The organism is Mycobacterium paraffinicum (genome assembly GCF_001907675.1).
Classification (GTDB): Bacteria; Actinomycetota; Actinomycetes; order Mycobacteriales; family Mycobacteriaceae; genus Mycobacterium; species Mycobacterium paraffinicum_A.
In genome coordinates, this window is the sequence record NZ_MPNT01000034.1 from 30,641 (window position 1) to 55,155 (window position 24,515).

Annotated in this window: 24 protein-coding genes and 3 pseudogenes; 11 read left to right on the forward strand and 16 right to left on the reverse strand. The window is 66.1% G+C overall.

Annotated features, from left to right (window positions below; translation table 11 throughout):
* Positions 1–64 precede the first annotated feature (64 nt).
* Entirely contained in the window at positions 65–1,012 is a 948-nt protein-coding gene (locus BRW65_RS25650; RefSeq protein ID WP_073879457.1) for an extracellular catalytic domain type 1 short-chain-length polyhydroxyalkanoate depolymerase, read from the forward strand.
* A gap of 36 nt (positions 1,013–1,048) precedes the next feature.
* Here BRW65_RS25650 and BRW65_RS25655 read toward each other — a convergent pair whose 3' ends face one another.
* Positions 1,049–1,657 (reverse strand): TetR/AcrR family transcriptional regulator, encoded by a 609-nt coding sequence (locus tag BRW65_RS25655; protein ID WP_073879459.1) that lies wholly within the window; start codon positions 1,655–1,657, stop codon positions 1,049–1,051.
* 67 nt (positions 1,658–1,724) lie between these two features.
* On the opposite strand from BRW65_RS25655, the gene BRW65_RS25660 reads away from it, so the two are divergent.
* From BRW65_RS25660 to fadD1, 4 genes are all read left to right on the forward strand, one after another.
* The gene (locus BRW65_RS25660) at positions 1,725–2,555 is read left to right on the forward strand and encodes an alpha/beta fold hydrolase (RefSeq protein WP_073879461.1); all 831 of its coding nucleotides are present in this window, start codon (positions 1,725–1,727) and stop codon (positions 2,553–2,555) included.
* A 75-nt stretch (positions 2,556–2,630) separates the two neighbouring features.
* Positions 2,631–3,392, forward strand: a complete 762-nt coding sequence (locus BRW65_RS25665) for an SDR family NAD(P)-dependent oxidoreductase (protein WP_073879463.1) — start codon at positions 2,631–2,633, stop codon at positions 3,390–3,392.
* Positions 3,393–3,673: 281 nt separating this feature from the next.
* Positions 3,674–5,812 (forward strand): EAL domain-containing protein, encoded by a 2,139-nt coding sequence (locus BRW65_RS25670; protein WP_073879465.1) that lies wholly within the window; start codon positions 3,674–3,676, stop codon positions 5,810–5,812.
* A 354-nt stretch (positions 5,813–6,166) separates the two neighbouring features.
* Complete coding sequence (fadD1, locus tag BRW65_RS25675) at positions 6,167–7,804, forward strand: fatty-acid--CoA ligase FadD1 (RefSeq protein WP_073879467.1); 1,638 nt, start codon at positions 6,167–6,169, stop codon at positions 7,802–7,804.
* Here the strand turns inward: fadD1 and BRW65_RS25680 are convergent.
* From BRW65_RS25680 to BRW65_RS32475, 10 genes and pseudogenes are all read right to left on the reverse strand, one after another.
* Positions 7,749–8,396, reverse strand: a complete 648-nt coding sequence (locus tag BRW65_RS25680; RefSeq protein ID WP_073879469.1) for a MarR family transcriptional regulator — start codon at positions 8,394–8,396, stop codon at positions 7,749–7,751. The genes fadD1 and BRW65_RS25680 overlap by 56 nt on opposite strands.
* Before the next feature lie 7 nt (positions 8,397–8,403).
* A complete protein-coding gene (locus tag BRW65_RS25685) occupies positions 8,404–8,826 on the reverse strand; it encodes a Zn-ribbon domain-containing OB-fold protein (protein ID WP_073879471.1) in 423 nt (140 codons plus the stop codon).
* Positions 8,823–9,983, reverse strand: coding sequence for a thiolase family protein (locus BRW65_RS25690; protein ID WP_073879473.1), 1,161 nt, complete (start codon positions 9,981–9,983; stop codon positions 8,823–8,825). Before BRW65_RS25690 ends, BRW65_RS25685 begins: the two co-directional genes overlap by 4 nt.
* Positions 9,984–10,004: 21 nt before the next feature.
* Positions 10,005–10,334, reverse strand: a complete 330-nt coding sequence (locus BRW65_RS25695; RefSeq protein ID WP_073879475.1) for a hypothetical protein — start codon at positions 10,332–10,334, stop codon at positions 10,005–10,007.
* 1 nt (position 10,335) lies between these two features.
* Positions 10,336–12,669 (reverse strand): CaiB/BaiF CoA-transferase family protein, encoded by a 2,334-nt coding sequence (locus BRW65_RS25700; RefSeq protein ID WP_073879477.1) that lies wholly within the window; start codon positions 12,667–12,669, stop codon positions 10,336–10,338.
* Between the two features lie 2 nt (positions 12,670–12,671).
* The gene (locus tag BRW65_RS25705; protein ID WP_073879479.1) at positions 12,672–14,009 is read right to left on the reverse strand and encodes an amidohydrolase family protein; all 1,338 of its coding nucleotides are present in this window, start codon (positions 14,007–14,009) and stop codon (positions 12,672–12,674) included.
* A gap of 364 nt (positions 14,010–14,373) precedes the next feature.
* Positions 14,374–14,562: pseudogene (locus tag BRW65_RS25710) on the reverse strand (biotin carboxylase N-terminal domain-containing protein); the annotation flags it as partial.
* A complete protein-coding gene (locus BRW65_RS25715) occupies positions 14,559–16,100 on the reverse strand; it encodes a class I adenylate-forming enzyme family protein (RefSeq protein ID WP_208611924.1) in 1,542 nt (513 codons plus the stop codon). The gene BRW65_RS25715 and the pseudogene BRW65_RS25710, both read right to left, overlap by 4 nt.
* A gap of 20 nt (positions 16,101–16,120) precedes the next feature.
* A complete protein-coding gene (locus tag BRW65_RS25720; protein ID WP_244168207.1) occupies positions 16,121–16,996 on the reverse strand; it encodes a serine hydrolase domain-containing protein in 876 nt (291 codons plus the stop codon).
* 10 nt (positions 16,997–17,006) lie between these two features.
* Positions 17,007–17,267 (reverse strand): hypothetical protein, encoded by a 261-nt coding sequence (locus BRW65_RS32475; protein WP_073879485.1) that lies wholly within the window; start codon positions 17,265–17,267, stop codon positions 17,007–17,009.
* A gap of 188 nt (positions 17,268–17,455) precedes the next feature.
* On the opposite strand from BRW65_RS32475, the gene BRW65_RS25730 reads away from it, so the two are divergent.
* Positions 17,456–17,956 carry a TetR/AcrR family transcriptional regulator gene (locus BRW65_RS25730; RefSeq protein ID WP_208611925.1) on the forward strand — a complete coding sequence of 167 codons (501 nt, stop codon included), beginning with the start codon at positions 17,456–17,458 and terminating at the stop codon, positions 17,954–17,956.
* Positions 17,957–18,472: 516 nt separating this feature from the next.
* On the forward strand, positions 18,473–18,787 hold the full coding sequence (locus BRW65_RS32995; protein WP_073879489.1) for a hypothetical protein: 315 nt from the start codon (positions 18,473–18,475) through the stop codon (positions 18,785–18,787).
* On the opposite strand, the gene BRW65_RS25740 is transcribed toward BRW65_RS32995, so the two are convergent.
* Complete coding sequence (locus tag BRW65_RS25740; protein ID WP_073879491.1) at positions 18,685–19,134, reverse strand: tautomerase family protein; 450 nt, start codon at positions 19,132–19,134, stop codon at positions 18,685–18,687. The two genes, BRW65_RS32995 and BRW65_RS25740, sit on opposite strands and share 103 nt — an antisense overlap.
* 283 nt (positions 19,135–19,417) lie before the next feature.
* Here BRW65_RS25740 and BRW65_RS25745 point away from each other — a divergent pair, with 283 nt between their 5' ends.
* Positions 19,418–20,038 carry a winged helix-turn-helix transcriptional regulator gene (locus BRW65_RS25745; RefSeq protein WP_208611926.1) on the forward strand — a complete coding sequence of 207 codons (621 nt, stop codon included), beginning with the start codon at positions 19,418–19,420 and terminating at the stop codon, positions 20,036–20,038.
* Between the two features lie 102 nt (positions 20,039–20,140).
* On the opposite strand, the gene BRW65_RS25750 is transcribed toward BRW65_RS25745, so the two are convergent.
* Positions 20,141–20,833, reverse strand: coding sequence for an SDR family oxidoreductase (locus BRW65_RS25750; RefSeq protein WP_073879493.1), 693 nt, complete (start codon positions 20,831–20,833; stop codon positions 20,141–20,143).
* Between the two features lie 317 nt (positions 20,834–21,150).
* Positions 21,151–21,786 (reverse strand): winged helix-turn-helix transcriptional regulator, encoded by a 636-nt coding sequence (locus BRW65_RS25755; protein ID WP_347876640.1) that lies wholly within the window; start codon positions 21,784–21,786, stop codon positions 21,151–21,153.
* A 94-nt stretch (positions 21,787–21,880) separates the two neighbouring features.
* Between BRW65_RS25755 and BRW65_RS25760 the strand changes: the two genes are divergently transcribed.
* From BRW65_RS25760 to BRW65_RS25770, 3 genes are all read left to right on the forward strand, one after another.
* The gene (locus BRW65_RS25760; protein WP_073879497.1) at positions 21,881–22,171 is read left to right on the forward strand and encodes a hypothetical protein; all 291 of its coding nucleotides are present in this window, start codon (positions 21,881–21,883) and stop codon (positions 22,169–22,171) included.
* Between the two features lie 105 nt (positions 22,172–22,276).
* Positions 22,277–22,660, forward strand: a complete 384-nt coding sequence (locus tag BRW65_RS25765; RefSeq protein WP_073879499.1) for a tautomerase family protein — start codon at positions 22,277–22,279, stop codon at positions 22,658–22,660.
* A gap of 31 nt (positions 22,661–22,691) precedes the next feature.
* A complete protein-coding gene (locus BRW65_RS25770) occupies positions 22,692–23,099 on the forward strand; it encodes a tautomerase family protein (protein WP_073879501.1) in 408 nt (135 codons plus the stop codon).
* 343 nt (positions 23,100–23,442) lie between these two features.
* On the opposite strand, the pseudogene BRW65_RS25775 reads toward BRW65_RS25770, so the two are convergent.
* Both BRW65_RS25775 and BRW65_RS25780 read right to left on the reverse strand, forming a co-directional pair.
* Positions 23,443–23,856: pseudogene (locus tag BRW65_RS25775) on the reverse strand (Zn-ribbon domain-containing OB-fold protein).
* A gap of 78 nt (positions 23,857–23,934) precedes the next feature.
* Positions 23,935–24,512: pseudogene (locus BRW65_RS25780) on the reverse strand (thiolase family protein); the annotation flags it as partial.
* Positions 24,513–24,515 lie beyond the last annotated feature (3 nt).

Genomic DNA, 24,515 nt, shown 5'->3' on the forward strand with positions numbered 1-24,515 from the left:
TGCCATCCGGAACAGGAATGACAAGCTACTTGTCAAAATCCGCCGCGCCTGCCACGATGGCGACATGCGATCGCGCCGCTTCCGGGCCGCCGGCTTGTGCCTTCTCGGTCTCCTGGTCGTCGTCCTCGGCGGCTGTGTGGGCGGCGGCGGGCACGCGCTGGGAACGCCCGGCCCGCAGACGATTCCGGTCGGTCAGTCCGTCCAGAGCATCGAATGGGGCGGCGTCAGCCGAACGTTTCACCTGTACCGGCCGCAAGGATTGACCGATGCCGCCCCGCTGGTGGTGATGCTGCACGGCGGTTTCGGCAATGGTGAGCAGGCCGAGCGCGCCTACCACTGGGACGCCGAGGCCGACCGCGGACGGTTTCTGGTCGCCTACCCCGACGGCCTCAACCGGGCCTGGAACGCCGGCACTTGCTGCGGCGAACCGCAGCGCGTCGGCGCCGACGACGTTGGGTTCATCACGGCCATGGTCGGTGCCGTCGAACAGCAGATGCCGCTCGATCGCGCACGCATCTATGTGACCGGCATGTCGAACGGAGCCATGATGGCGCTCCGGCTCGGCTGCCAGTCCGACGTCTTCGCCGCGATCGCTCCGGTGGCGGGCACGCTGCTGACCGACTGTTCCCAGGCGCACCGGGTATCGGTGCTGCAGATCCACGGCACGGCCGACGATCGCGTGCCGTACAACGGCGGACCCGGAAAGGCCTTCTCGTTCAACGGGACCGCCCGCGTCGACGGGCCGTCGGCGCAATCCGTCAACGCCACTTGGCGCGCCATCGACGCGTGCGGGCCGCCGAACTCGAGCACCGCCGGGGACGTGACCACCCAAGTCGCCGGCTGCCCGGACGGGCGGACCGTCGAGTTGATCTCGGTGGCCGGCGCCGGCCATCAATGGCCGGGCGGCGAGCCCAGCCCCCTCGCCGAGAAGCTCGCGGGCACCCCGGCGCCCTCGACGGCGCTGGACGCCACCGACACCATCTGGCAGTTCTTCACCCAAAACCACCGGTAGGGTGCCGCCACCGTTCGCGGTGGCGATCCCTGACCCCTATCGCAGTGCCAGCATCCCGTCGATGAGCATGTGCAGCACCTGCCGGGTCTCCCGGCGGGTGCGTTTGGGGTCCTCTGCGGTGGCGATCAGCATGGCGGCCTCGTCGAGCGCGCCGATCAGCACGTGCGCCAGCGGCCGCACCGGCTGCTTGGGCACCTCGCCGGCTCGAATGGCCTCGGTGAGCAACTGTTCGGTCATGCCCAGGCTGTACCGCTGGGCGACATCGCGAAAACCGGCCCAGCCCAGCACGCTCGGGGCGTCCAGGAGCATCAGCTGCCGCACTTCCGGATCACCGGAAACCTCGAGCCACGCGTCGACCGCGGCGCGGATCGCGTCCGCCGGCGTCGTCGCTCCCGACTCGGCCACCAGAGTGCCCATGCGGGCCATCACGTCCTGTTCCACGGCCTCGACGACCTCGCGGAACAAGGCCGCCTTGTCGGCGAATTGGTGGTACATCGCGCCGCGCGTCACCCCGGCTGCGGCCGCGATCTCCGGCGTACCCACATCCACGTAGCCGCGCAAGCCCCAGAGCTTGCGGGCAGCCGCGATCAGCGCTTCGCGGGTCGCCGCGGAGCGCTCTTCCTGGGTCCGTCTCTTGCTTTCCATACAGTCTGTTGGTAACTTACGAACAGGCAGCCTGTTTGTAAGTGTATCCCGAGGTAGGAGTTTTTTTATGTCGACGATCGACATTAGTGCCGGAACCATTCATTACGAAGCAACCGGACCCGAAAGCGGCAGGCCGGTGGTCTTCGTGCACGGGTACATGATGGGCGGCCAGCTATGGCGCCGGGTCAGCGAACGGCTGGCGGGCCGGGGGCTGCGCTGCATCGCTCCGACTTGGCCGCTGGGCGCGCACCCGGAACCGTTGCGCCGCGGCGCCGATCGAACCATCACGGGGGTCGCGGGCATGGTCGCCGAGGTGTTTGCCGCGCTCGACCTCGAGGACGTGGTCCTGGTCGGCAACGACACCGGCGGGGTCGTCACCCAACTCGTGGCCGTGCACCACCCGGAGCGGCTCGGCGCGCTGGTGCTCACGAGTTGCGATGCGTTCGAACACTTTCCCCCGCCCATTCTCAAGCCGGTGATCCTGGCGGCCAAGTCGAAGACGACATTCCGCGCAGTTTCACAGGCCATGCGGGTGCCGGCGGCGCGCAAGCGCGCGTTCGACGGACTGGCGCATCGCAACATCGACGACCTCACCGAGGCGTGGGTGCGCCCGGGGCTGTCCGATCCCCGCATCGCCGAAGACCTGCGCCGGTTCACGCTGTCGATGCGCACGGAGGTGACGACGGGCGTGGCGGCGCGGTTGCCCGAGTTCGACAAGCCCACGCTGGTCGCGTGGTCGGCCGACGACGTGTTCTTCGAACAGGAGGACGGCGCCCGACTGGCCGCCACCATCCCGAACTCCCGCCTCGAGATCATCGAGGGCGCAAGAACGTTCTCGATGATCGACCAACCGGACCGGCTCGCCGACCTGCTGTCGACGATCGCGGTACGCACCTAGTGCCGTCGGCTTCACGACCGTAACGCCACGGCGAAAATTCGAGTTGAATTTCGCCGTGGCGTTACGCTCGCGGGCATGAAAGAAGTGCTGCAAGGACGGCGGATCTTGGTAACCGGCGGAGCGACCGGCATCGGAGCGGCCGCGGTGGGAGCGCTCGGCGAGGCGGGGGCGGAGGTTGTCGCCACCTATCACCGGACACCGCCGCCGGATGGTCTCGCGGCCGCCTGGTTGCAGTGCGACGTGCGCGACGCCGACGGTGTCTCGACGATGGTGCGCCAAGCCGCCGACGGCATGGGCGGACTCGACGTGTTGGTGAACGCCGCGGGTCTGTGGCAGGCCGGCATCCCGGGTTACATCGGCGTCGACGAGATCTCGTTCCTGTTGGACACCAACGTGAAGGCCACCATCCTGACCAATCAGGCCGCGTACGCCGTGATGAAGGACCAAGACCCCAAAGGCGGCAGGATCATCAACTTCGGATCGTCGGAAGCCGTTATGGGCAGCCCGATTTCGGCGGTCTACGCCGCAACCAAGGGTGCGGTTCAGGCCTGGACGCGGTCTGCGGCCAAAGCCTGGGCGGCGGACAAGATCACCGTCAACGCTTTGGCCCCTGCGGTGCAGACCGCCGGCGCCGATCGGCTGCGGGAGTTCCTCGGCCCCGACGCGAGCGCGCTGATCGATCAGCAGATGCAAATGATGATCCCGTTGGGCGGGGCGCTGGGGGATCCCGCCCGCGACCTCGGGCCGATGCTCGTCTTTTTGGCCGGCACCGGTTCCGGGTTCATCACGGGGCAGCTGCTGGCCGTCGATGGTGGCCTGATGATGGTGGGTGGATGACGGCCGGACAAGTCATTGAAGGCCTGACAGGCCCGGACGTCTTTTGGCTTTGAGCCGGCGCGGTGTTCGCCCGGAGGAACCGAGTCGCGCAATGGGTCAATGTGATTCGCGGATACGAACCCCCGGCCGGATCGGTAAAGCGCCTTCAGCAAATCGACCCAGTACTTCGAGGGCGATCATGGTGCACGTCCGCTCCCGGTTGTTCGACCCCGGCCGGTGCGGCCCGCAAATCCACGCTATTCGGAATGCCTCGTTCCGCGCGCCGGTCTAGCATCGTCGCCATGGGCGCCGAGGAGCAGGCGGCAAACGCCCCGGGCCACGAACCGGCGAATTCCGCCGACTTGGTCCGCACCCTCCTAGGCTGGTTACGGCGTCGCCTTGGCCTTGACACGGCGTGGGTGGCGTCGTTCTCCAGCGGCATGCAGGTGTTCGAGGTGGTCGACGGCGACGCCAGCGCCTTCGGTCTCTCAGCAGGCGACCGCTCTTCGCTGTCCGGGTCGTTTAGCGTCCGCGTGATCGATGGGCGGCTGCCCGCCGTCATCCCGGACACGTCGGCCGATAAGACTGCCTCCGTTCTGGCGAAAACCCGCGAATGGGGTGTGGGCGCCTATGTTGGTGTCCCGTTGATCGGCCCGGATGGCTCGGCGGTCGGGATGGTGTGCGCGGTCAGCCAGCGGCCGCAGCGGCACCTGGCCGACGTTGATCTACGAGTCACCAGGAAGATGGCCGAACTCATCGGCGCTCTGATGGAACTGCCGGGGGACCCGACGAAGATCCATACCGATCAACACGAAGGCATTCGCCGGATGGTGGCCGAGCGGGACTTCGAGATCGTATTTCAAGCGGTGCACAATGTTTCGACCGGCAAGGCGCTCGGTGTCGAAGCGCTCGCGCGCTTCCCATGCGAACCGTTTCGACCCGATCTTGTCTTCGGCGAAGCGGCCGCGTTGGGCTTGGACATCGAACTGGAGACCGCGGTCGTGGCGCGCGCACTGTCGCTGGTGCCGCAGCTGCCCGAGGATGCATTCGTCGCAGTGAACATCTCTCCATCGGCGGTGCTGCGCACGCCGTGGCCCGACCTGTTGGCCGAGGTTGACCCGTCGCGTCTCGTGCTGGAGATTACCGAGCACGACGCCGTCGAGAACTACGACGCCCTCGACGACGCCCTGGATGCATGCCGGGCGCGCGGTATGCGGGTGGCGGTCGACGACGTGGGCGCCGGCTTCTCGTCGTTTTCCCATGTGCTGGAGATAGCACCAGAGTTCATCAAGATCGATCGCTCCATCACACGCAACATCGACGCCGACGCGGCGCGGCGGCGACTGGCCCAGTCGATCGCGGAACTGGCCGCGCAGATCGGCGCGACCGTAATCGCCGAAGGGGTGGAGACTCAGGGCGAACTCGATGCAGTGGGTGCGGTCGGCATTCCCTGGGCGCAGGGTTTCCACCTCAGCCGGCCCAAGTCCCACACCCACGGTTTCGCGGCCGGCGCCGTCGTCGCCGAACCGGTCGATCAGTCCGCAGCCGTTTTCGACCTACTGGGCGAGCGGCGGTTCGAGCTGGCGCTGACGCACTCGCCCATCGGCATGGCCGTCGTCGGGCTGGACGGCACCTTCCAGCGCACCAACCGTGCGCTCAGGACCATGCTCGGATACGGCCGAAAGGACCTGGCGGGCTTGACCTTCCAGGAGATCACCCATCCCGACGACTTGGACGCCGACCTGGCTCTGCTCGGCGAATGCCTTGCGGGGCGCCGCCGCGCTTACCGCATGGACAAGCGTTACATTGCCGCCGACGGGCGCGTCGTATGGTGCAACCTCACCGCTGTGCTCGTCCAAGGCCCGCGTAACCAGCCGCGCTGCTTCGTGTCCCAGATTCTCGACGTCACCGCCGACCGCATGCGAGAGGCCGAGCTGGCGCGCCGAGCCAGCACCGACACACTCACGGCGATTGCCAACCGGTCCGCGGCGTGGAGCCGGCTTGAGCAACTCGACGCCGCCGACGACGGCTACGGCATTCTGTTTTGCGACATCGAGAAGTTCAAATCCATCAACGACCGACACGGCCACCAGGCCGGCGACGAACTGCTGGTCGAGATCGCCGGCCGGTTGCGCGCCGCGGTCGGGGAAGCTGGCCTCGTCGCCCGATGGGGTGGCGACGAATTCCTCGTCATCACCGACACGGTCGACGATCGTGGGCTCAGCTTGCTCACCGACCGGATCACCAGCCAGCTACAGCGAACGCCGATCACCCTCGCCGGCGGGACCGAGATCTCGATCGTTTTGACGATCGGCAGCGCGGCACACCGACCGGGAGACGGCCGATCCATCGACGCCGTCCTCGAGCGCGCCGATCAAGCCATGTACGAGCAGCGACGCAGCCAAACCGGCGCCGTCACGGCAAGACGGCCCGGCGTCTAGGGTGTCTGCGGCGGAGAGGCCGCGGCATGCGTCTTACTGCCGCGCCGGGCGATGGGGCCATCAGATGTCGCGCTCTGTTCCTGAGCAGAATCAGCGATCTGTGCAACTCGAACAGCATGAGGCAATGTTGGCCGTCCGATCCGGAGTGCGCCGTGATACACGCAGCCAGCCGCGAAGAATCCTCTGAGAAATGGCGGCAAAGGTTTCGCGAACACGAGATGGCGGACGGCCGCGGTCGCCCGGTGCGCAGTCGCGCCGATGGACCACGGCGGTGTTGTGACCGACGGCCGGCCGCTACCATAAGACGGACCGTCTCGTCTCGCAGGCTGGGCATAGTGAAGGTGAATCCGACCGATGACTGACGACACCATTCAAGCGCTGCTCAACAAGCGCTTGTCCGACCCGGGGACCGCGGTGAAACACCACGGCCTGCAGTGGAGTTGGAGTCAGTACCTGGCCGGCGCGGCCACGCGGGCGGCGGCCCTGATATCCGCCGCCGACCCCGGCCGGCCGATGCACGTGGGCGCACTGCTGGGAAACAACCCCGAGATGCTGAGCCAGATGGCGGCGGCAGGGCTCGGCGGTTACGTCCTGTGCGGCCTGAACACCACCCGGCGCGGCGCGGCGCTCGCGGCCGACGTCCGGCGCGCGCACTGCCAATTCCTCGTCACCGACGCCGAACACCGGTCACTGCTGGACGGCCTGGACCTCGAGGGAACGCACGTCCTGGACACCTCCACAGCCGAGTGGACCGAATTCATCGAGGGCGCCGGCGAACTGGTGCCGCACCGGCAGGTCACCGCGATGGACCCGTTCATGATGATCTTCACGTCGGGAACGAGCGGCAATCCCAAGGCGGTTCAGGTGTCGCACCTGATGGCGACGTTCGCCGGCATCAATCTGGTCCAGCGTTTCGCCCTGTCCGAACAGGACACCTGCTACGTGTCGATGCCGCTGTTTCACTCCAACGCCGTCGTCGCCGGGTGGGCCCCCGCGGTGGTTTCCGGCGCGGCGATCGTGCCGGCGAAGTTCTCGGCAAGCAGCTTCCTCGACGACGTTCGGCACTACGGCGCGACCTACATGAACTACGTCGGCAAGCCGCTCGCCTACATCCTGGCCACACCGGAACGCCGCGACGACGCCGACAACCCCCTGCGGGTGGCGTTCGGCAACGAGGCGAACGACAAGGACATCGAGGAGTTCGCGCGGCGCTTCGGCGTGCAGGTCGAGGACGGGTTCGGCTCGACCGAGAACGCGGTCATCGTGATCCGCGAACCCGGCACGCCAAAGGGCTCCATCGGCAAGGGGATCGACGGGGTGGCGATCTACAACAGCGACACCGTCGCCGAGTGCGCGGTCGCCCGCTTCGACGCCGACGGCGCCCTGCTCAACGCCGACGAGGCCGTGGGTGAGTTGGTCAACACCGCCGGCTCGGGATTCTTCACCGGCTACTACAACGACCCGGACGCCAATGCCGAGCGCATGCGCCACGGCATGTACTGGTCCGGCGACCTCGCCTACCGCGACGCCGAGGGCTGGATATACCTGGCCGGTCGGACCGCCGACTGGATGCGGGTGGACGGGGAGAACCTGGCCGCGGCGCCCATCGAGCGAATCCTGCTGCGGCACAAATCAATCAACCGCGTGGCGGTGTACGCGGTTCCGGACGAGCGGGTCGGCGATCAGGTGATGGCCGCGGTCGTCCTCAACGAGGGGCACACCCTCGACCCCGACACGTTCGAGACGTTCCTCGACGCGCAGCCGGACCTGTCCCCCAAGGCCCGCCCCCGCTACGTCCGCCTCGCCACCGACCTGCCCAGTACCGCCACCCACAAGGTGCTCAAGCGCCAGTTGATCGCCGAAGGCACCGGCATCGGCGACGGGGAGATGCTGTGGGAGCGCGAACCGCGCGGCACCGCCTACGCGGTCGCGACGCCTACGTCTCGGGTACCCGGCGGCGGATCTGGCCCTTCGACCGTCGCACCCGTTTGACCGGATCTTGCGTTGTGCCGGAGGCGATCTCGTCGCGCAACTGCGTGATGTTGGAGAGCTCCGCATACAGTCCGCGGATCGCATAGTCCAGGACGGCGAACGAGAAACGCTGACTCGGGTCGTCGGTGATGCCAAGCTCCCGCGACCGCTGGCGCGACCACAGCGCCTCGTCCAGCCGCGCCCGGGTCGCCTCGAGGTGCCGCTCCAACGTGTCGACGATGCGTTCGGGGTCCTCGCCGCGGGAGAGCCAGGTCTTGAGGATGACAGGGTGCTTGATGACGACCTGGTCCTGGCCCGGGAAGTGTTGCACCCAGCGGCGCAGCGCGTCGAGTCCGGCGTCGGTGGTCTCGTAAAGCGTGATCGCCCGCTTGCCCGATTGGGCGCCGATCTCGCCGACCATGCCGCGGGCCAACAATCTATTCAGTTCGCGCCGAACGTGACTGACCGATGGCGACCAGTAGAAGTGACCGACCGACAGCTCGGCGCGCAGCTTGATCTCCCCCGCGGTCAGCTGCTCGTCGTTGGCGGCCAGCACGCCCAGCACGAGGTAGGCGGTTACCGGCAGGCCGTTGCTGATGCGCCGGGGGCTCATGGCCGTCCTATCCCTGGCCGGCGAAGTAGGGCAGCGTCACGTCGGGGCCGACCGGGTGGAATTGCACCCGCACGCGCATGCCGATCCGCAAATCCTCCGGTGCCACACCGACGATGTTGGTCAGCATTTGGTAGCCCTCGTCCAGGGTGACGATGGCGGGCGCGTAGGGCGGCTCGAATTCCGCCGTCACCGGCCGGTGCACCACCGTCCAGCTGTAGATCTCGCCGAGTCCGCCGCTCCGCTCCCAACGGATTTGCGCCGAAAGGCATTCGCGGCAGTGCTCGGTCGGCGGGAAGTTCGCCAGCCCGCAGGCTTCGCAGTGTTGATACCGCAACTCGCCGCACTTGCAGCCCTGCCAAAAGGGCACGCTGAGGTGGCTGGTGGCATGGGGCACCGGGCCGGTTTGGGGCCGCAAGGCATCGGAGGTCACCGCGGCTCGTCCCCCAGGATCAGCAGCGTGGTAAACAAGGCGCCCGCTCCCCCGTTGCTGCACAACGCAATGTGCGCGTCGGGGACCTGCAGCTCTCCCGCCTGACCGCGCAGCTGCTGGACCGCTCGGATGGCGCGCTGCATCATCTGCGGGTTGGAGCCGGCATGGCTGAACGACATGGTTCCTCCGTCGGTGGTGATGGGATGGCTGCCGTCGACGGCGATGTGGCCGTCGGCGACGAATGGTCCCCCCTCGCCCTCGCCGCAGAAACCGAACGCCTCGAGCTGGCGGATGATTTCGAAGGAGAACGGGTCGTAGAGTTCCAGCACGTCGACGTCGTCGGGCCGCAGCCCGGTGTGAGCGAACGCGCGCTCGGCCGCGCGCCGGCCGACCACGCCGTTCACGTGTCTGTCCCGCCGACCGGCCAGATCCCACGCCGGTGGGTGCTGGTAGGACGGGCCGTGAAAGTCGGCGCCGCTGCCCAGCACGTAGATGGGCTGGCTTGCGCCATCGAACTTTTCGAGGTTGGCCACCACGAGCGCGCAGCCGCCCTCGGACGTGGTGGCGCAATCTAGCAGATGGAACGGGTCGGCGATGGGCCTCGACGAGGTGATGTCGTCGGGCGTGAAGGGTCCGCGTTGGTAATACACCGCTTCGGGGTTACGCGATCCGTTGTTGCGGATGGTCGCCGCGACGATCGATAGCTGTTCGCGCGTAGTGCCGTAGACGTGCATGTGGCGACGCGCGATGAGCGCGAACTCGGCGGTGGTGAACATCCCCCACGGGGCGACGAACTCGTTTTCGGGCCGGGTCCACGGCGCCGTGGCCTCGTGGTCGCGGTACTCGCCGGCCTGGGCGGCGACGAGCACCACCACGTCGGCCATGCCGTGCTCGATGGCGGTGACCGCTTCGGTGATCATGCCGACGCCGAAGGCGAGCCCCTGCCAGGCCGGGCCGAGGCGCAGGTCGTAGATCAACGCGGTGGACAGCGGGCCCGCGCTGACCCCGTCGACGTCCTCGATGCGCAGGCCCGCATCATCGAGGGCGCCCCGGATGGCCGTCAGCGCGAGGCTGCGGGACGTCTCGCCGTCCAGGCGCCGGCCCTGCGGGGTGTTGTGCACACCGACGATCGCCGCGGTGCGTTTCGTGGCTGCCACTCTGTGATCCTTTGTTCTGCTTTAGTTTTCGTCCGCGACGACACCGAGGTAGGTGCCGACAACGTCGCATTGCCGCCCGTCGCGGGTGACGGTGCCGATTTTCGTGGTCCGGGCATCGGCTGGTGTCGCGCCGGCATCGACGACATCGATCCGCACGTCCACGGGCCGCGCCGTCTGCGGGTCGGTGATCTCGACGACCATCACCACCGCGTGCTCGCCCTCGTCCCACTCGACGCTGGTGATCCGGTGCCGGGCGGTCAATTCCATCACCACGGTGTCGTGGCGCAGCAGGAAGCGGACGGGTGCACACAATTCGCCGGCGCGGGGCGGCACGCACAGGGTGACCGCCATGTCATAGTCCAGCCGGCCGCGGGGCGATGGTTCCCGACTGTCGCAGGGCGGCCAGGTCTTCGTGGCCGCGTCCCAACAGGCCCGTGAGCACCTCGCTCGTGTGCTGGCCGTACAGCGGCGGCACCCGGCGAATCCAGCGCCGCGGCCTGCCCAGGAACGCGAACGGCATTCCCGTGCACAGGAAGGAGCCGGCGACCGGGTGGTCGACGGCTTCCCAGAATCCGCGGGCGTGCAGATGCGGGTCACGCAGTAACTCGGGGGCCGGTGTGACGCGCGCCGCGGCCACCCCCGCCGCGCGCAGCGTGTCGACCGCCTCGGTCACCGGCCGGCGCCCGGTCCAGTCGGAGATCAGCTTGTCGATTTCGTCCGGTTGCTCCGACCAGTCGTTCGCGGCGAGGTCCGGCCGGCCGAGGAGCCGGGCCAAGGCCGTCCGTGCGGCGCCGTCCATCGCGGCCAGCGCGACCCAGTCGTCATCTCCGCGGCAGCGGTAGACCCCTTGAGGATTGGCATCAGGGCCGCGATTACCGTCGCGGCGCATCGTGATTCCGTGTTGTGAGTACTCCACCAGCATCTCGGCGGCGACGTTCAGCGCTGCCTCCACCATGGTTGATTCGACGTGCATCCCGCACCCGTCACGGTCGCGAACCACCAGCGCGGCCACCGCTGCGAAGGCCGCGTGCAGGCCGGCGATCGGGTCGCACACACCGCGCGGAATCACCGGGGGGCCGTCGGCGTGTCCGGTCATCCACGCCATGCCGGTCGCCTGCTCCATCGTCTGGGCGAAGCCCACGCGGTCGCGCCAGGGACCGTCGAGGCCGAAGGCCGGCATCCGCACCATGATCGCGCGCGGGTTAGCCGCGCGCACGGCATCCCAGCTCAGGCCGAAGTTCGACATGACCCGGGGCGAGAAGTTCTCTATCACCAGATCGCTTGTGGCGATGAGCTCCAGCGCGATGGCCCGTCCTGCGTCGGTGCTCAGTTCGACGCTGACGCCGCGCTTGTTGCTGTTGCTACACAGGAAGACCGGGCCCCATTCCCACCACTGCTGCCAGGTCGGTGGGCGGCCGGCGGAGAACCTCATGCCGTCGGGCCGGCGAACACCCTCGACTTTGATCACGTCTGCGCCCAGGGCACCCAGTAGTTGTGTCGCGACCGGCCCCGCCCAGAAGGCGGTGAAGTCGGTGATCCGGGCGTCGGCCAATGGCAGTGCGTCGGCGTCGGTGCCGCCGACCGGGCGGGCGCGCGGCGGCCAGTGGACGTTGCCGTTGTCGGCGCCCAGCCCGGGGGCCCGTCCGGGCGCCCTCGTCGCCATCGCGTCGCTGCGATATGGCACCCTCGGCTGCAACATCCCCGCCTCGGATTCCACGAACACGCCCCGCTCCACGAAATGGTCGATCTCGGGCAGCATTTCCGGCGTCGCGATCGGGGCCACCGGGATGCGGAAGGCGACGGCGAGGTCGACGATCTCCTGCGTGGTGCGTGTCTGGGTCCACTGCGTGATCATGTCGAGGAATTCGTCGCGGCGGGCGACGCGCCCGCCGAATGAGGCGAGATCGGCGTCGTCGAGCAGATCGGCGCGCTCGATCAGCACCAGGAAGTCCTGGAACTGCTGCGCGGTGATGGTGCAGAAGCCCACCAGGCCGTCGGCGGTGGGGACGATTGACGGCAGCTCCAGACTACGTTGCCCCAGAAGCGAATCCGCCCCCAGGACGCTGGCCGACATGGCGGACAGTCCCCCCATCGCGATCACCATCGCCTCGTACGTCGAGACGTCGATGATCTCCCCGCGGCCGCTTCGCGCGGCATGTCGCGCGGTCGCCGCCGCCACCGCCGCCGCGAACGTGCCCGCCAACCACTCACCGAGTTGGCCGCCGGCCTGCACCGGTTCGTCCTCGGGCCAGCCGCGGCCGGCGGTCGAGCCGCACAGCGCCTGAAGGATGAACTCGTTGGCCAGTACGCGGTCGTCCACGTAGGGTCCCGTCGTGCCGAACGGCGTCACGGCGACCACCACCGCCGACGGACCGGTGTGGGTCGTGATCGCGTCGAGCGTCCAACCGTCGGTCAGGTCCGTCAGCACGATGTCGGCGCCGGCCAGCGGGGCGGTGATCTCCGCCCGGCCGTCATCGGTCACCGACTTCTTGCCCGCGGCCAGATAGTCGAATAGCGCCCCGGGCGGCCCGCCGGCCGCCCGAGTACGCACCGAATCCCCTTGCGCGGATTCGATTTTCACCACCTCGGCGCCGGCGTCGGCGAACATCTTGCCGCAGTAGGACACCGCGAGTCCGTTGGACAACTCCAGCACGCGCCAGTCCGCGAACGGCGCTCGGGCTGTCACGATCAGTTGCCCAGGGTGGTGGCGCGTCCTGAAATGCCGGCGGCCTCCGCAGTCACCTGCGACTGCAAGGCGAACTGGGTCATTCTGGTCCAGGCGTCGCGGTCACGCTGGCTGGCCAGGTGGCCGACGTGCGTCACCACGTCGACATCGGTGGCCTGGGCGCGTAGGTAGCCCGCCCGGGCGTGCTCCTTGGGGATGTGCCGGAACGGGTCGAATGAGTAGGCGGCCATGGCGTTTTCGTGGGTGATCTTGTCGATGACGGAGTCGTCGAGATGCCCCATGGTCTCGATGACGTCCTCGGGCGCGAACGGCCAGTTGCTGTCCGAGTGGGGGAAGTCGGACTCCCAGCACAGCATGTCCTCGTTGAACCAGTCCATGTTGTGGACGCCGACCTTGTCGCTGATGAAGCAGGTGTAGAAGTGTCGCTTGAACACGTCGGCCGGCCCGCTGTAGCCGGGCGGGAACGTGGCGAGCGTCCACCCCGAATGGCGGTTGTAGACGTGCTCGGCGCGCCACAGGAAGTACGGTATCCACCCGACGTCGCCCTCGGTGAGCGAGAATTTCAGCTGCGGGAAGTCCGCCCAGAACTCGGCCCAGATCAGCTCGGTGAAGGTGAACATGCTCATCATCGACGACGCCGTCATCTGCACGCTGGGCGGGGCGTCGGTCGAGACCTGCGGAGATCGCGACGCGGAGCCGACGTGCGTGCACAGCACGGTCCCGTTCTCGCACACCGCCTCGAACAGCGGATACCAGTACTTGGTATGAATGCTGGGCATCTGCAACGCTTCCGGATTCTCCGAGAACGTCACCGCGTGGCAGCCCTTGTCGGCGAGGCGTTTGACTTCCTTGGCCGCCTCGGCCACGTCGAACAGCGGCAGGATGCCGCAGGGGATGAACCGGCCCGGGTACGCCGCGCACCATTCGTCGATGTGCCAGTCGTTGTAGGCCTTGATCATCACCAGGTTGACGTCGCGGTCGGGGCCCTGGTTGAGCACCTGCCCGGAGAAGCCGGTGAAGTTGGGGAAGTTGAGGCCTGCCAGCTGGCCGCCGGCGTTCATGTCGCGGACCCGCTCGTCCACGTTGAAACACCCGGGCCGCATCTCGTCGTAGCGCGAGGCGTCGATGTTGTACATTTCGCGGGGCTTTCCCGCGACGGCGTTCAGGCCCATGTTCCGGCCGCGGACCTCACCGTAGTACCACTGCTGGACGCCGTCGGGTTCCATGACCACTCGCGGGGCGCGGTCTTTGTACTTCGCGGGTACGTGCGCGTCGAACATGTCGGCGGGTTCGGCGATGTGGTCATCCACGCTGATCAGGATCAGGTCGTCCTTGTTCATGCCACACTCCTCACCGAGGTAGTGACTAGTAGACAATGGCGTTCGTCACAGTGTCAACCGCGTGCACGGGCACGCTTCGACGCCTAACGGCCCTCGTACCAATCTAAATGGCGGCAGCCCGCCCTCCGCGCCGCCTACCTCGTCGCAGCTCGATCGCGGATCAAAAAGCAACTATTAGTCGCTTCCGGCGTGGGCACCCGTGCGCGATCGTGCTGCGTCCGCTGCCCTGTTCCGACATCCGGTGTTACCCCCCGCACACTGCGAACCCAGCCTGCGCGAGACCGGCGCGCGTGGGACAGCGAGATCATTTTGATCGGAGCGACCGTTACGGTGCTGTGCGGTGTGATCAACAGTCAACGGCGCCCGCCCGGTCGAGATAGGCGTCGGGGCCGGCGCCCGGCAGGCCGATCGCCTCGTCGGCCGCGTGCACGTGCGGACTGTCGACGTCGTCCTCGGCGTGCACCGCGACCGTTTAGTGCCCGAGTTCGGTTGCGGTGCCGATGATCCCGAGCGCGATCTCACCGCGGTTGGCCATCAGCAGGGCCGCGTTCATCGGAGCGGCGCGCCCCACTGCACCTCGCCGCGCAGCTTGGCCTTGATCAGCTTGCCGCTGGCATTGCGCGGCAACGCATCCGACGTGACGGTGATGTATTGCGGAATCTTGAAGTCCGCGAGGTGTGCGCGACAGTGCTCGAGCACCGCCGCGACGTCGATCTGCGTCTGGGCGCCGAACAGTACGGCGCCGACCTTCTCGCCCATCACATCGTCGGGCACCGCGAGCACGCAGGCGTCCGCGACACCTGGCGCGGCCAGCAGCACCGCCTCGACCTCGACGCTGGAGACATTTTCACCGCCCCGGTTGATGATGTCCTTGAGCCGGTCGACGATGTGCACCCGGCCCGCGGCGTCGACCCGCACCACGTCGCCGGTGTGCAGCCAGCCGTCGGCAAAGGTCGCCTCCGTGGCCTGCGGCCGGTTCCAGTACCCGGCGGTCACATTCGCCCCGCGGGCCACCAACTCGCCCAACCCGGGGTCGTCACCGCTGGGAATGACGCCGAGATCCACCGAGGGAACCGCATACCCGACCGAGTCGGCGTGCTCGACCGCGTCGGCATCGGGCAGCACGGTCATCAGCGAAGCCGACTCGGTCATGCCGTAGCCGTTGAACACCGTCGCGCTGCCGAACGCTTCCTTCACCGCCCCCACCAGTGAGGGCGCGATGGGCGCGCCCCCGTACCCGACCCAGCGCACGCCGGAGACGTCCGTGCCAGCAAAAGCCTTGTGCCGCAATATCAGTGCATAGATCGTCGGGACGGTCACCAGCTGCGAGATGCGTTCGGCGGTCAGCGTCGCGATCAGCTGGTCGAGGTTCAGCGCCGGCATGATTACCGATGCTCCCCCGAGGCGTGCGGCGGCCAAAAGCTGTGAATTAAACCCGGTTACATGGAAGAGCGGCACCGAGATGAGCGTGCGCATTTCCTCGCCAAGGTCCCTCGGCTGCTTGAGGCAGCGGATCACATTCTCGGTGTTGGTCACGAACGCCTCGTGTGTGGTCGGCACGCCCTTCGGATGACCGGTGGTGCCCGACGTGTAGAACAGGGCGGCAACGTCCGTCTGTGCGAGACCGTGGGTCACGTAGGGATCGCCGTCGGGCAATGGCGCGTCCGGGGCCAGGTCCATCCGCGCTCCCGAGTCGGACAGGACGAACTCGATCTCCGGTGGCGCCGAGCGCGTATTGACCGCGACCGCAACGCCACCGGCCATCACGGTGCCCCAGAACGCGAGCACCCAATTGATCCCGGCCGGGTAACGCACGGCGACGCGATCGCCCGGGCTTAGGCCGTCCGCTCGAAGTCCGCCGGCCACGCGCGCCGCGCGGTCCCACAGCTGCCCGTACGTCAATCGGCTACTGCCGAGTGCTGTCAATTCAGCGACGGCCTCCGATCCTGGGCGGTTGTCGACCTGCTCGGCGAGCATGTCCAGCAGCGTCGCGGGCAGGCGCCCGTAGCGTAGGACACCGTCGGCACCGCGGGACACGCCGGTCGTCGGGAATGGGTTGTGCGTGCGGGGAATTTCGATCACAGGAGGCATACAGTCCTTCTGAGTCGTTGTCATAGTCGCGCGGCGATCGCCCGCAGGAATTCGATGTTCTCGACATCACGGTTGGTCGATTCGTCTGATGTCGTCCCGTACGTGCGGTTGGACGAGAGTTTGACAATGACGGCGGAATGCGATGGATCCACGTAGACAAACTGGTTGTAGATGCCCATTGCGGCAAATTCACCGCGATCACCTTCGGGTACCCACCACTGATAGCCGTAGCCAAGCGGCAGATAGTGATCGTTGATGATGACTCGCCCGGGCATAAGATGCGGCTCGCTCGCAGTAACCGAGGCTCGCACCCAGTCCGCAGGGACCACCTGGCGGCCGCCGCGGCGGCCTCCATTGCGGTATAGCTCACCCAATTTGGCGAAGTCGTAAGGAGTCATCATGAGACCGGCGAACGCCATTTCCGTTCCCGCGACGTCGAGCAACCAATAGCCGTTAGAGCTGATACCCATGGGTTCGCACAGCTTCTCCTGCATGTACGCGGTCAGAGGCCGCTGGGTTGCGCGTGCCAGCAGGTAGCCCAGCGCCGCGGTCTCGGCCGAGTTGTAACGGCACACCGTGCCGGGAGGACTCTCGCGAACCATCGATGCGACGAACGCCTCAACGGTGCCGGCTCCGCCAGCCGCCGCGGCGAGACGGTAGATGTCAGAGGACGGGTCGGCGTAGTCCTCGTTCCAGCGCGCCCCTGAGGACATCTGCAGCATGTGGCGAATCGAGACACCGTCGTAGGCCGAGCCTGACTCCACCGGTATGTATGCACTGATCGGCTCGTCGATGCTGCCGATGTGACCTTCGGCGACCGCTATGCCCACCAGCGCCGACACGAAGCTTTTGGTGACCGACCAGGAAAGCCAGTGCACGTCTGGGCCGCCGGTCAAGGCGTATCGCTCATAGCGCACGACGCCCGTGGAGTACCAGCAGCGCCACGGTGTCGGTGTCGACGAGGAACTTTTCGGACGACCTTGCCGCGCCGCCGAATTGATAGGTCGGCGGCAACGCGATGGGGCGCCCCATGCCGAACGGGTGCGGCGACGACGACGGCGACGTCATGCGATTAGGGGCAATGTCCTTTAGCAGCGGGAACAACTCGTGCTTAGGACCACCGTCAAAGAGCCCCAAATCCAGCAGTGACATCGGTGCGTCGTCCACCCCGCCGAGTCTAGGCGTACCACTCGGTTTGTCAAACCATTTGGTACGCCTAGTGAGGGTTGCCAGCTATCCTGGAGGCTTTTGACAGCTATCCTTGAGCAATGTCATCGCCGACACGCGTCGACGGCCGCACACTGCGCTACCAAGGTCGCCGCGAGGAACTTCTCGCTGCGGCCGCCGAGTACGTTTTGGAAATCGGCGCGAATGTCTCGCTGCGCGTGATGGCCGATGCGCTGGGCGTGACGCACGCGACGCTGATACGGCACTTCACATCCAAGTCGGCGTTACTCGCCGAGGTTGTCGAGCATGTCCGCGTGGAACTGCTAAGCCAACTCGGCCTTCTCGGCGAGCCTCACACGGGCGCATCCACAGCCACCATCGCGCAGACGTTTTGGGCCAGACTCGCCGACCCGCGCGAACGACGACAGTTTTTGGTGATGACCGAGATCTACGCCCTCGCGGTCCGCGACCGCCGTCGTTTCACCGGGCTGCTGGAGTCACTCGTATACGACTTCGTCACTCCGATCGCGAACAGTCTGATGCGCGACGGAATGCCGAGCCGGCGGGCAACGGCGGTTGCCACCGCGCTCCTCGCCCAAATCCGCGGCCTTCAACTCGATTTGGCCGCAACCGGTGATCACGACCGCGTCGACGAAGCCTTTGCGGTCGTTCTCGAGTCATTGCTGTAACCGCATCTCGACGAAAAGCGTCTGCCTGTTCTGCCTTAGCAGAGTCCTGTGCAGAATCGGAATCAGCGATCATCGCGCGGACCACTGCACCGCTAGGTGGGTGGCATTCCACCCCTTTGGCCGCGCCCGGGGCGGCAGACGTCGCTTGTTCATCGCTCTTGCGCGGGCAGGAGTCGCTTGAGGCTGACTTCAACTCAGCGGCAGAGGATTTGCCGAGGTCGCTGGCGCACGCCCCCGGCACGATCGTTCGCGAGCTGCGCCCAGCACTGGTGACGACGCTCAAGGAACCGTCGGGGTGGAGGGCTCCGAGGAGACAGATCGAACCACCCGAATCCTGGATCGGCCGCCGCGGCGCACCCTCTTGCGTTGCTGCTCGACCATCACGGCGCTCAATTGGCCAGCACGCAAAGCGGATTCGCCGGCGCCATCGGGGCCGTCCTGGCCGGCCTCGCAGCAATTGCGGTCGACCCCCGCATGTGGGCTCGGTAAGAGCATGCAAGAACCCCCGTCTGTTACTTGGGCTTTCGGGATCACACCTACAACGGGTCCGGCCTTCACTGTAGCCACAACTGCGCCTCGCAAGTCAGCATGCGTGCCTACCGCCAACGACAAGCTCGCTCGATGTCGCGATCGCGATGCAATCACCGAGCAAGCGATAACTTGTGTTCGGCGAGAGGTGGCATGAACTATGAGTGCCGAGCGCGCGTGGTCGGCGATCGCATGGGCAGTCATCGCTTGGTATTTGCGTTCAGCTCCAACAGGCGCTCGCGTAGACCGGTTGGCATTTGCTCGATCCACTGCAGCTCCGAGCCCGGGACCGGCAGGGTCTGACCGAACTCGACCATGTTGGTGTTGGCCAACGGGTTGAGATAAACCCACGTGAGTGACGAGTCGATGTGGGCGACGTCGACAAGGAGTTCAGCGATCCGAAGGAGAAGCTGTTCTCGGACCTCGAGGTCACGCCCGTCTCGAATGTGCCCGTAGACCCACACGCTGTCCGGGGCCGGCTGCCCGCCGATGTAGTGACTGGTCGCGTCGATGCCTTCGAAGATGCACTGCACCAACGCCGGCGGCGCCCCGGTGCATTCGCTGTGTATCAGCGTCACCCCCTGGGCGATGCGCTGCTTCTGGTCAGCGCTGAGCTGACCATCCCTGGCCCAACAGACATACGTCGGCATGAGATCCCATCGCTCCAATCAATGATGCGGTCGTGACGTCGTCGCTTTCTTGCATGCCGAGCGGCTCCGTTGTCAGCCGCAACGCTGGCGGATCGTGCAGTCCAGCGATCCACGCACAGCCGACGCTACGGATTGGTTTTGCCTTCGCCACTACTCATCCGCAGAAGGCCTCTAGCGGCGATCTCCTCGTTGAACTTGAGCGTCAATTGACCGGTAGGCGCTGCGAATCGGTCTAACGGCATGGCTCAGGACCTCTCGAACTTAACTATCGTCAAGCTAGTAAATGGCACTTTACTGGTCGTGCTATCTTGAAGCAAGTAAAAACTGGGCCTGTATTGCCGTGCAATCGGCGGAAGGCGAAGTCATGCCGCTGCGATCTGACTGGTCGATGGATACCTGTCCCATGGCGCGCAGTCTTGACGTCCTCGGAGATCCGTGGACCGTACTGATCTTGCGCGAATTATTCAGTGGCATCAATCATTTCGGCCAAATTCGCGATCGCCTACAAGCGGCCGACACCGTGGTGTCGGACCGATTGAACCGCTTGTGCGACGCCGGCGTGATCGAGCGAATCGCATCGCCGGAATCGCGGCGCGGGCGTCCGACCTACCACCTGACCCAGTCGGGTGCGGCAACGCTGCCGATCCTGCAAGCACTCGCCGCGTGGGGTGATCGTCACCGAACGCCTGCCCAACTCAAGAGCACGAATCTAGACGTGTGGTGCACCACGTGCGGCAATGCAGCGACTGTGTCCGCGGATTGGTGTATCCATTGCCAGGTCCCGTTGACTGTTGATCACACCGCGTGGCGCCGTAACGGTCGCTCCGATGAAGTGATCTCGCTGTCCGCCGCCGCACCGGTCTCGCGCCGGCAGGGTTCGGAGCGTACGGGCGGCAACGCCTGAGTGATCGGAACACGCCGCCGCGCGCAGTGTCGCAGGGCCACCACCGCAACGAAAGTTGCGCGACCGAGTAGGCGTCTTCGGCGGCGAGTGCGCACGTAACGTCTAACCGAAACGCAGAGCTTCCGCGGGGCCGGACAGTTCGGCCTTGAAGTGCCGGGTTTCGTTGTCGGCCAGCACCTCTGTGACCCCGTTGTCGATCCCGTCGATGATGTGGCGGGCGACGTCAGCCGGGTCATTCTTGGTCACATCGAACGGGGCTGTCATGTCGGTGTCGGTGTAGCTCAGGTGCGCCCCGATGACCTGCGTGCCCTGGCCTTCGAGTTCGATGCGTAGCGAGTTGGTCGCCGACCACAGCGCGGCTTTGGATGCGCCATAGCCGCCGAAGCCGGCGACCCAGGACAAAACGGAAGCGACGTCGACCAGGGCGCCGCCACCGTTGCTGGCCAAGATGGGCGCGAAGGCTTTCGCGACCCGCAGGGCTCCGAAGAAGTTGGTTTCAAATTGTTCACGTACCGCGTCGATGTCGCTAGTGAGAAAAGTCAGCGCGCCAGCGACGCCCGCGTTGTTGATGACGATATTGGCGTCAGTCGCGACGGCGGCCAAGGCTGCAACCGATGCGGCGTCGGTGACTTCCAACGGAACGGCGACGACGCGGGGGTCGTCGCCGGGGCGCGGGTTACGTGCTGTGGCGTAGACCTTCGTGGCCCCGCGCCGTAAGAGTTCGTCGACCATGGCCTTACCGATACCGCGCTGCCCTCCGGTGACGACGACTGTGGATCCCGCGACTTGTACCATGATGAGGTTTCTCCTTCTCTGGTAGATGCTGTTCGTTTTTTGGTGCCGGCAACCCGGCTTCCGCTATGTCCCAATAACCTTGTAGGGCAACTCGTTCTGGATTTTGGCTGACCCACTAGAGGTGCTGGTTGGCGACGATAACGGGCGGCGACATTGGTTGCTTGCAGAGCTTTCCACTGATGTCGGCATTCGGCGCTAACCGAAGTGCGGAGTAGGCCAATCGCTGTCGCTGATTGTCCCCGCGACGTTGCGCAAGGATTCCGACCGGACGACCAGTTCGTTTCCAATGGCATTGTGCTGGTGGATGGTTAGCGTCGTCACCGCGTCCTATTCGCCGCGCGTGTCGTTGACGCTGCCCGCTTGTTGACGGCGCTGGTACTGCGCCGTCCGGGAGGGCGTTGTGACCGAGCTCTGTACGCCTCGCGGCGTTGCTGGCGTTCTGCCGCGTACTCGGGACCCGGTTCGGCGTCCAGGTCCGATATCGGCACCCGTTCATCACATGTCGGGCACACGCCGTCCAGGCCGACTTCGGTTCCGCATGCTCGATGCGTGGTGCGTATCGCCAGGGGTTCGCTCTCGCTCTTGCACCATGTCTCGGCCCACGCCCGGTAGGCGAGGATCACGGGAAAGAAGTCGCGTCCCATCGGGGTCAGCACGTACTCGTAGCGCGTCGGGCGCCGGCTGTAGGTTCGCCGTTCGACCATCCCGTCGGCCTGCAACCGTTTGAGCCGAGCCGAGAGCATCTGAGCCGTGGCGCCGGTTTGCGCTTGCATCTCATCGAAGCGACTGCAGCCTGCGAACAGTTCACGCACGATCAGCATGGTCCAGCGATCGCCGACAATGGCCGTCGATCGTGCGACTGGGCACAGCGTGTCTGCCGCGGCTTCGCTCCATCTAGCTACGCCCATCTCATCGCTCCGCTCCGCACGGTCACTTGTAACTATGATTTTCATAGTCTACCCTCGAGGCATAGATGTCAATGCGGCGCAACGGCAGGGCCGGTCTCGCCTAGGCGGGCCAGCTGGCAACCGTGAAGGAGTAACTGAGATGCAACTCATCGCCACGGTCACCTTGAACGCCAAGGAACCGCACGCGGCGCCGCCTACCGACCTGCGAGAGGCCGAATTCCAGGCGGTGCGTGGCCTTTACATGGACGGATTCATCCAGCAAATCTGGGTTTACGCCGACGGCTCGGGCTCCTCGATGATTGTCGAGGCGCCCTCGGCCGCCGTCGCGGCGGACAGACTCGGCGCGCTGCCGATGGTCCGCGGCGGCTACCTAACGGCACCCACGGTCGTGGCGCTGGCTCCCTACTGGGGCTTCGGTCCGCGCTCCTGACGCCACGACCACCTCGACAATCCCTGCCCCCAGCTCCTGCACACAGCTTCAGGGATACAGAAACTGCTGCCGGGCAAAGTATTACGCAGATGGAAGGATATACCGATGCCATTCGCTCGAATAGACCTCGCAGAAGGGCAATCCGACGACTACCGCCAAACGATCGGCGATGTCGTCTACACGGCCATGGTCGACACACTCGGCGTGCCTGAAGGGGATCGCTTCCAGGTGATCAATGAGCATCGCGCGCAGAACTTCATCTTCGACCCCGAATACCTCGGCATCAACCGGACGAACGACTGTGTGTTCATCCAAGTGACGCTGCTGGCCGGCAGAACCGTGGAAAAGAAGTCAGCGTTTTACAAAGCCATCGCGGACGGTTTGCACGAGCGGCTCGGGATGCGCCGCGAGGACATCGTCATCAATCTGGTGGAGAACACCAAAGAGAACTGGTCCTTTGGCAACGGCGAAGCTCAGTACGCCAGTTAGCCCCAGCGGCTTGAGGGCGACAAGGGATGTCATGCCGTCACTGCAGATAGATGTGCCCGCTCGTCTTGAGTTCGGGTCTAAACGCTTGCTGGCCAGACGATTCGGGTTGGCGTACGCGGCGACGATGGGCGCTGATCCGGAACTGGTCACGGTCTCAATACACGATCTGGGCGAGGGGTCCGTGTGGCGCTGCACTGCAAGCGAACCTCATCCGCACACCTTGATCATGTGTGACGTTCGCCGCGGCCGGTCAGCCGAAACTCGCGCAGCACTGGCGCGCGAACTCATCGAGATTTGCGCCGATGTCCTGGGCCTGGACCGCTTAAGCGTGAAAGTGGAGTTCACCCAGCACAGTGGAGATGAGATGTTCCATCCGCACCTCGGAGGATTCAACACCGACTGGACAGCGCGCGACCCCAACGCCTCCGACCCGGGGTAACTGCTCGGTGCGATCACGCAGGTACGGCTGGGTCGGCCGGTGACTAGGGTCCACGCCGCGACAACCGGCGTCCAGCCCGGAGTTGGCCTGCCCTAGGGGGTCCAGGCTCGGAGCAACCCGAGTGAACGTCATGGTAATCGGGCAGACGTGACGCACATGGCTCTGGCAGCGCCTTCCGAGCAGCCCGACAGGTTTCGCGTCGTCGCGCGGAAGTACCACCGTGGCCGCCCGCGTCGTCACTGTCGCGCGTGGTCATCGCTGGCCAACCACAGCAGCGATGGACTCGCCGCCTGAACTAGGGGCTACCGAATCACCAAGCGGTTGAGGCTCGGATCGGGCGCCCTCAGTCGGCCAGCGCGTAGCGCAGCATCGTGACGTCGTCCTCCGGGTAATCGGAGAACACCGGTTGCACCCGCATCCCGACCCTCAGCTCGGCGGGGTCGTCGTTGACCATCTCGGTGGAAAACCTTGGCCCCTCGTCCCATTCGACGATGGCCAGTAGCTGCGGGACGGCGTCGGCGAAGTGCGGGCTGACGGGCCGGCGCGCCACGGTGAAGGAATACAACGTTCCCATGCCGGAGATCTCTCGCCATTCCAGGTCGTCGGCAAGCGTGCGCGGCGCGCGCACCCGTGGATAGAACACATAGCTCTGCAGCGACGGCGAATACTGGATGACGATACGATGCTGTGCCAGCGCGTCCTAAAACGGCGCGCTGGTAGGCGTTTTGACGGGAATCGGACGCTCGCAGGCGGCCATGTCGATCAATCCCCCTCGAGGATCAGCGTCGTCTGTTCCGACAGGATCCCGCCGTTGCCGGACACGAAGGCACGGTTGGTTGGCATTGAACCGCTGGTCGACGACGACCTTGGCCATCGCCCTCTCGTCGTAGCCGTAGACGGCCGCGTAGCGCTGGGCGACCTGCCCGTAGGGTCCGTTCTGGCCGAGGTTGCCGTAGGGGATCTCGAATTCGGCTTGGGGAGAGCCGTATTGGTTGCTCGACGAGCCGAAGAACATCGCGTCGACCATCGGCCTGGGCTTTTTCTTCGAAGACGGGGTGATATGCGGGCCGGCAGCGCGCACAACACCGTGTCACAGATGCCCAGTTCGATCGCCGCCGCCGCCCGCCAGACCATGGCCGCGGCGCTGGCGCCGCCGAGATCCACATGTTCGGCGAATCGCGCTCCCACGCCGAGGTATTCGGCGATGGTCGACGGCACGAAAATCTCGGACTCCGCCAGGTGCGATGCCACGATTCCGTTGACGACATCGCCCGGCAGGCCGGCATCGTCGAGTGCGGCCGCCGAGAGCTCCGCCCATTGTTCGATCACGAACGGCGCGGGCGAGGCCTTGTTGAGCCGTTCGGGCGGGGGCTCGACATAGCCGACGATCGCGGCTTCTCCGCGTAACCCCATGGG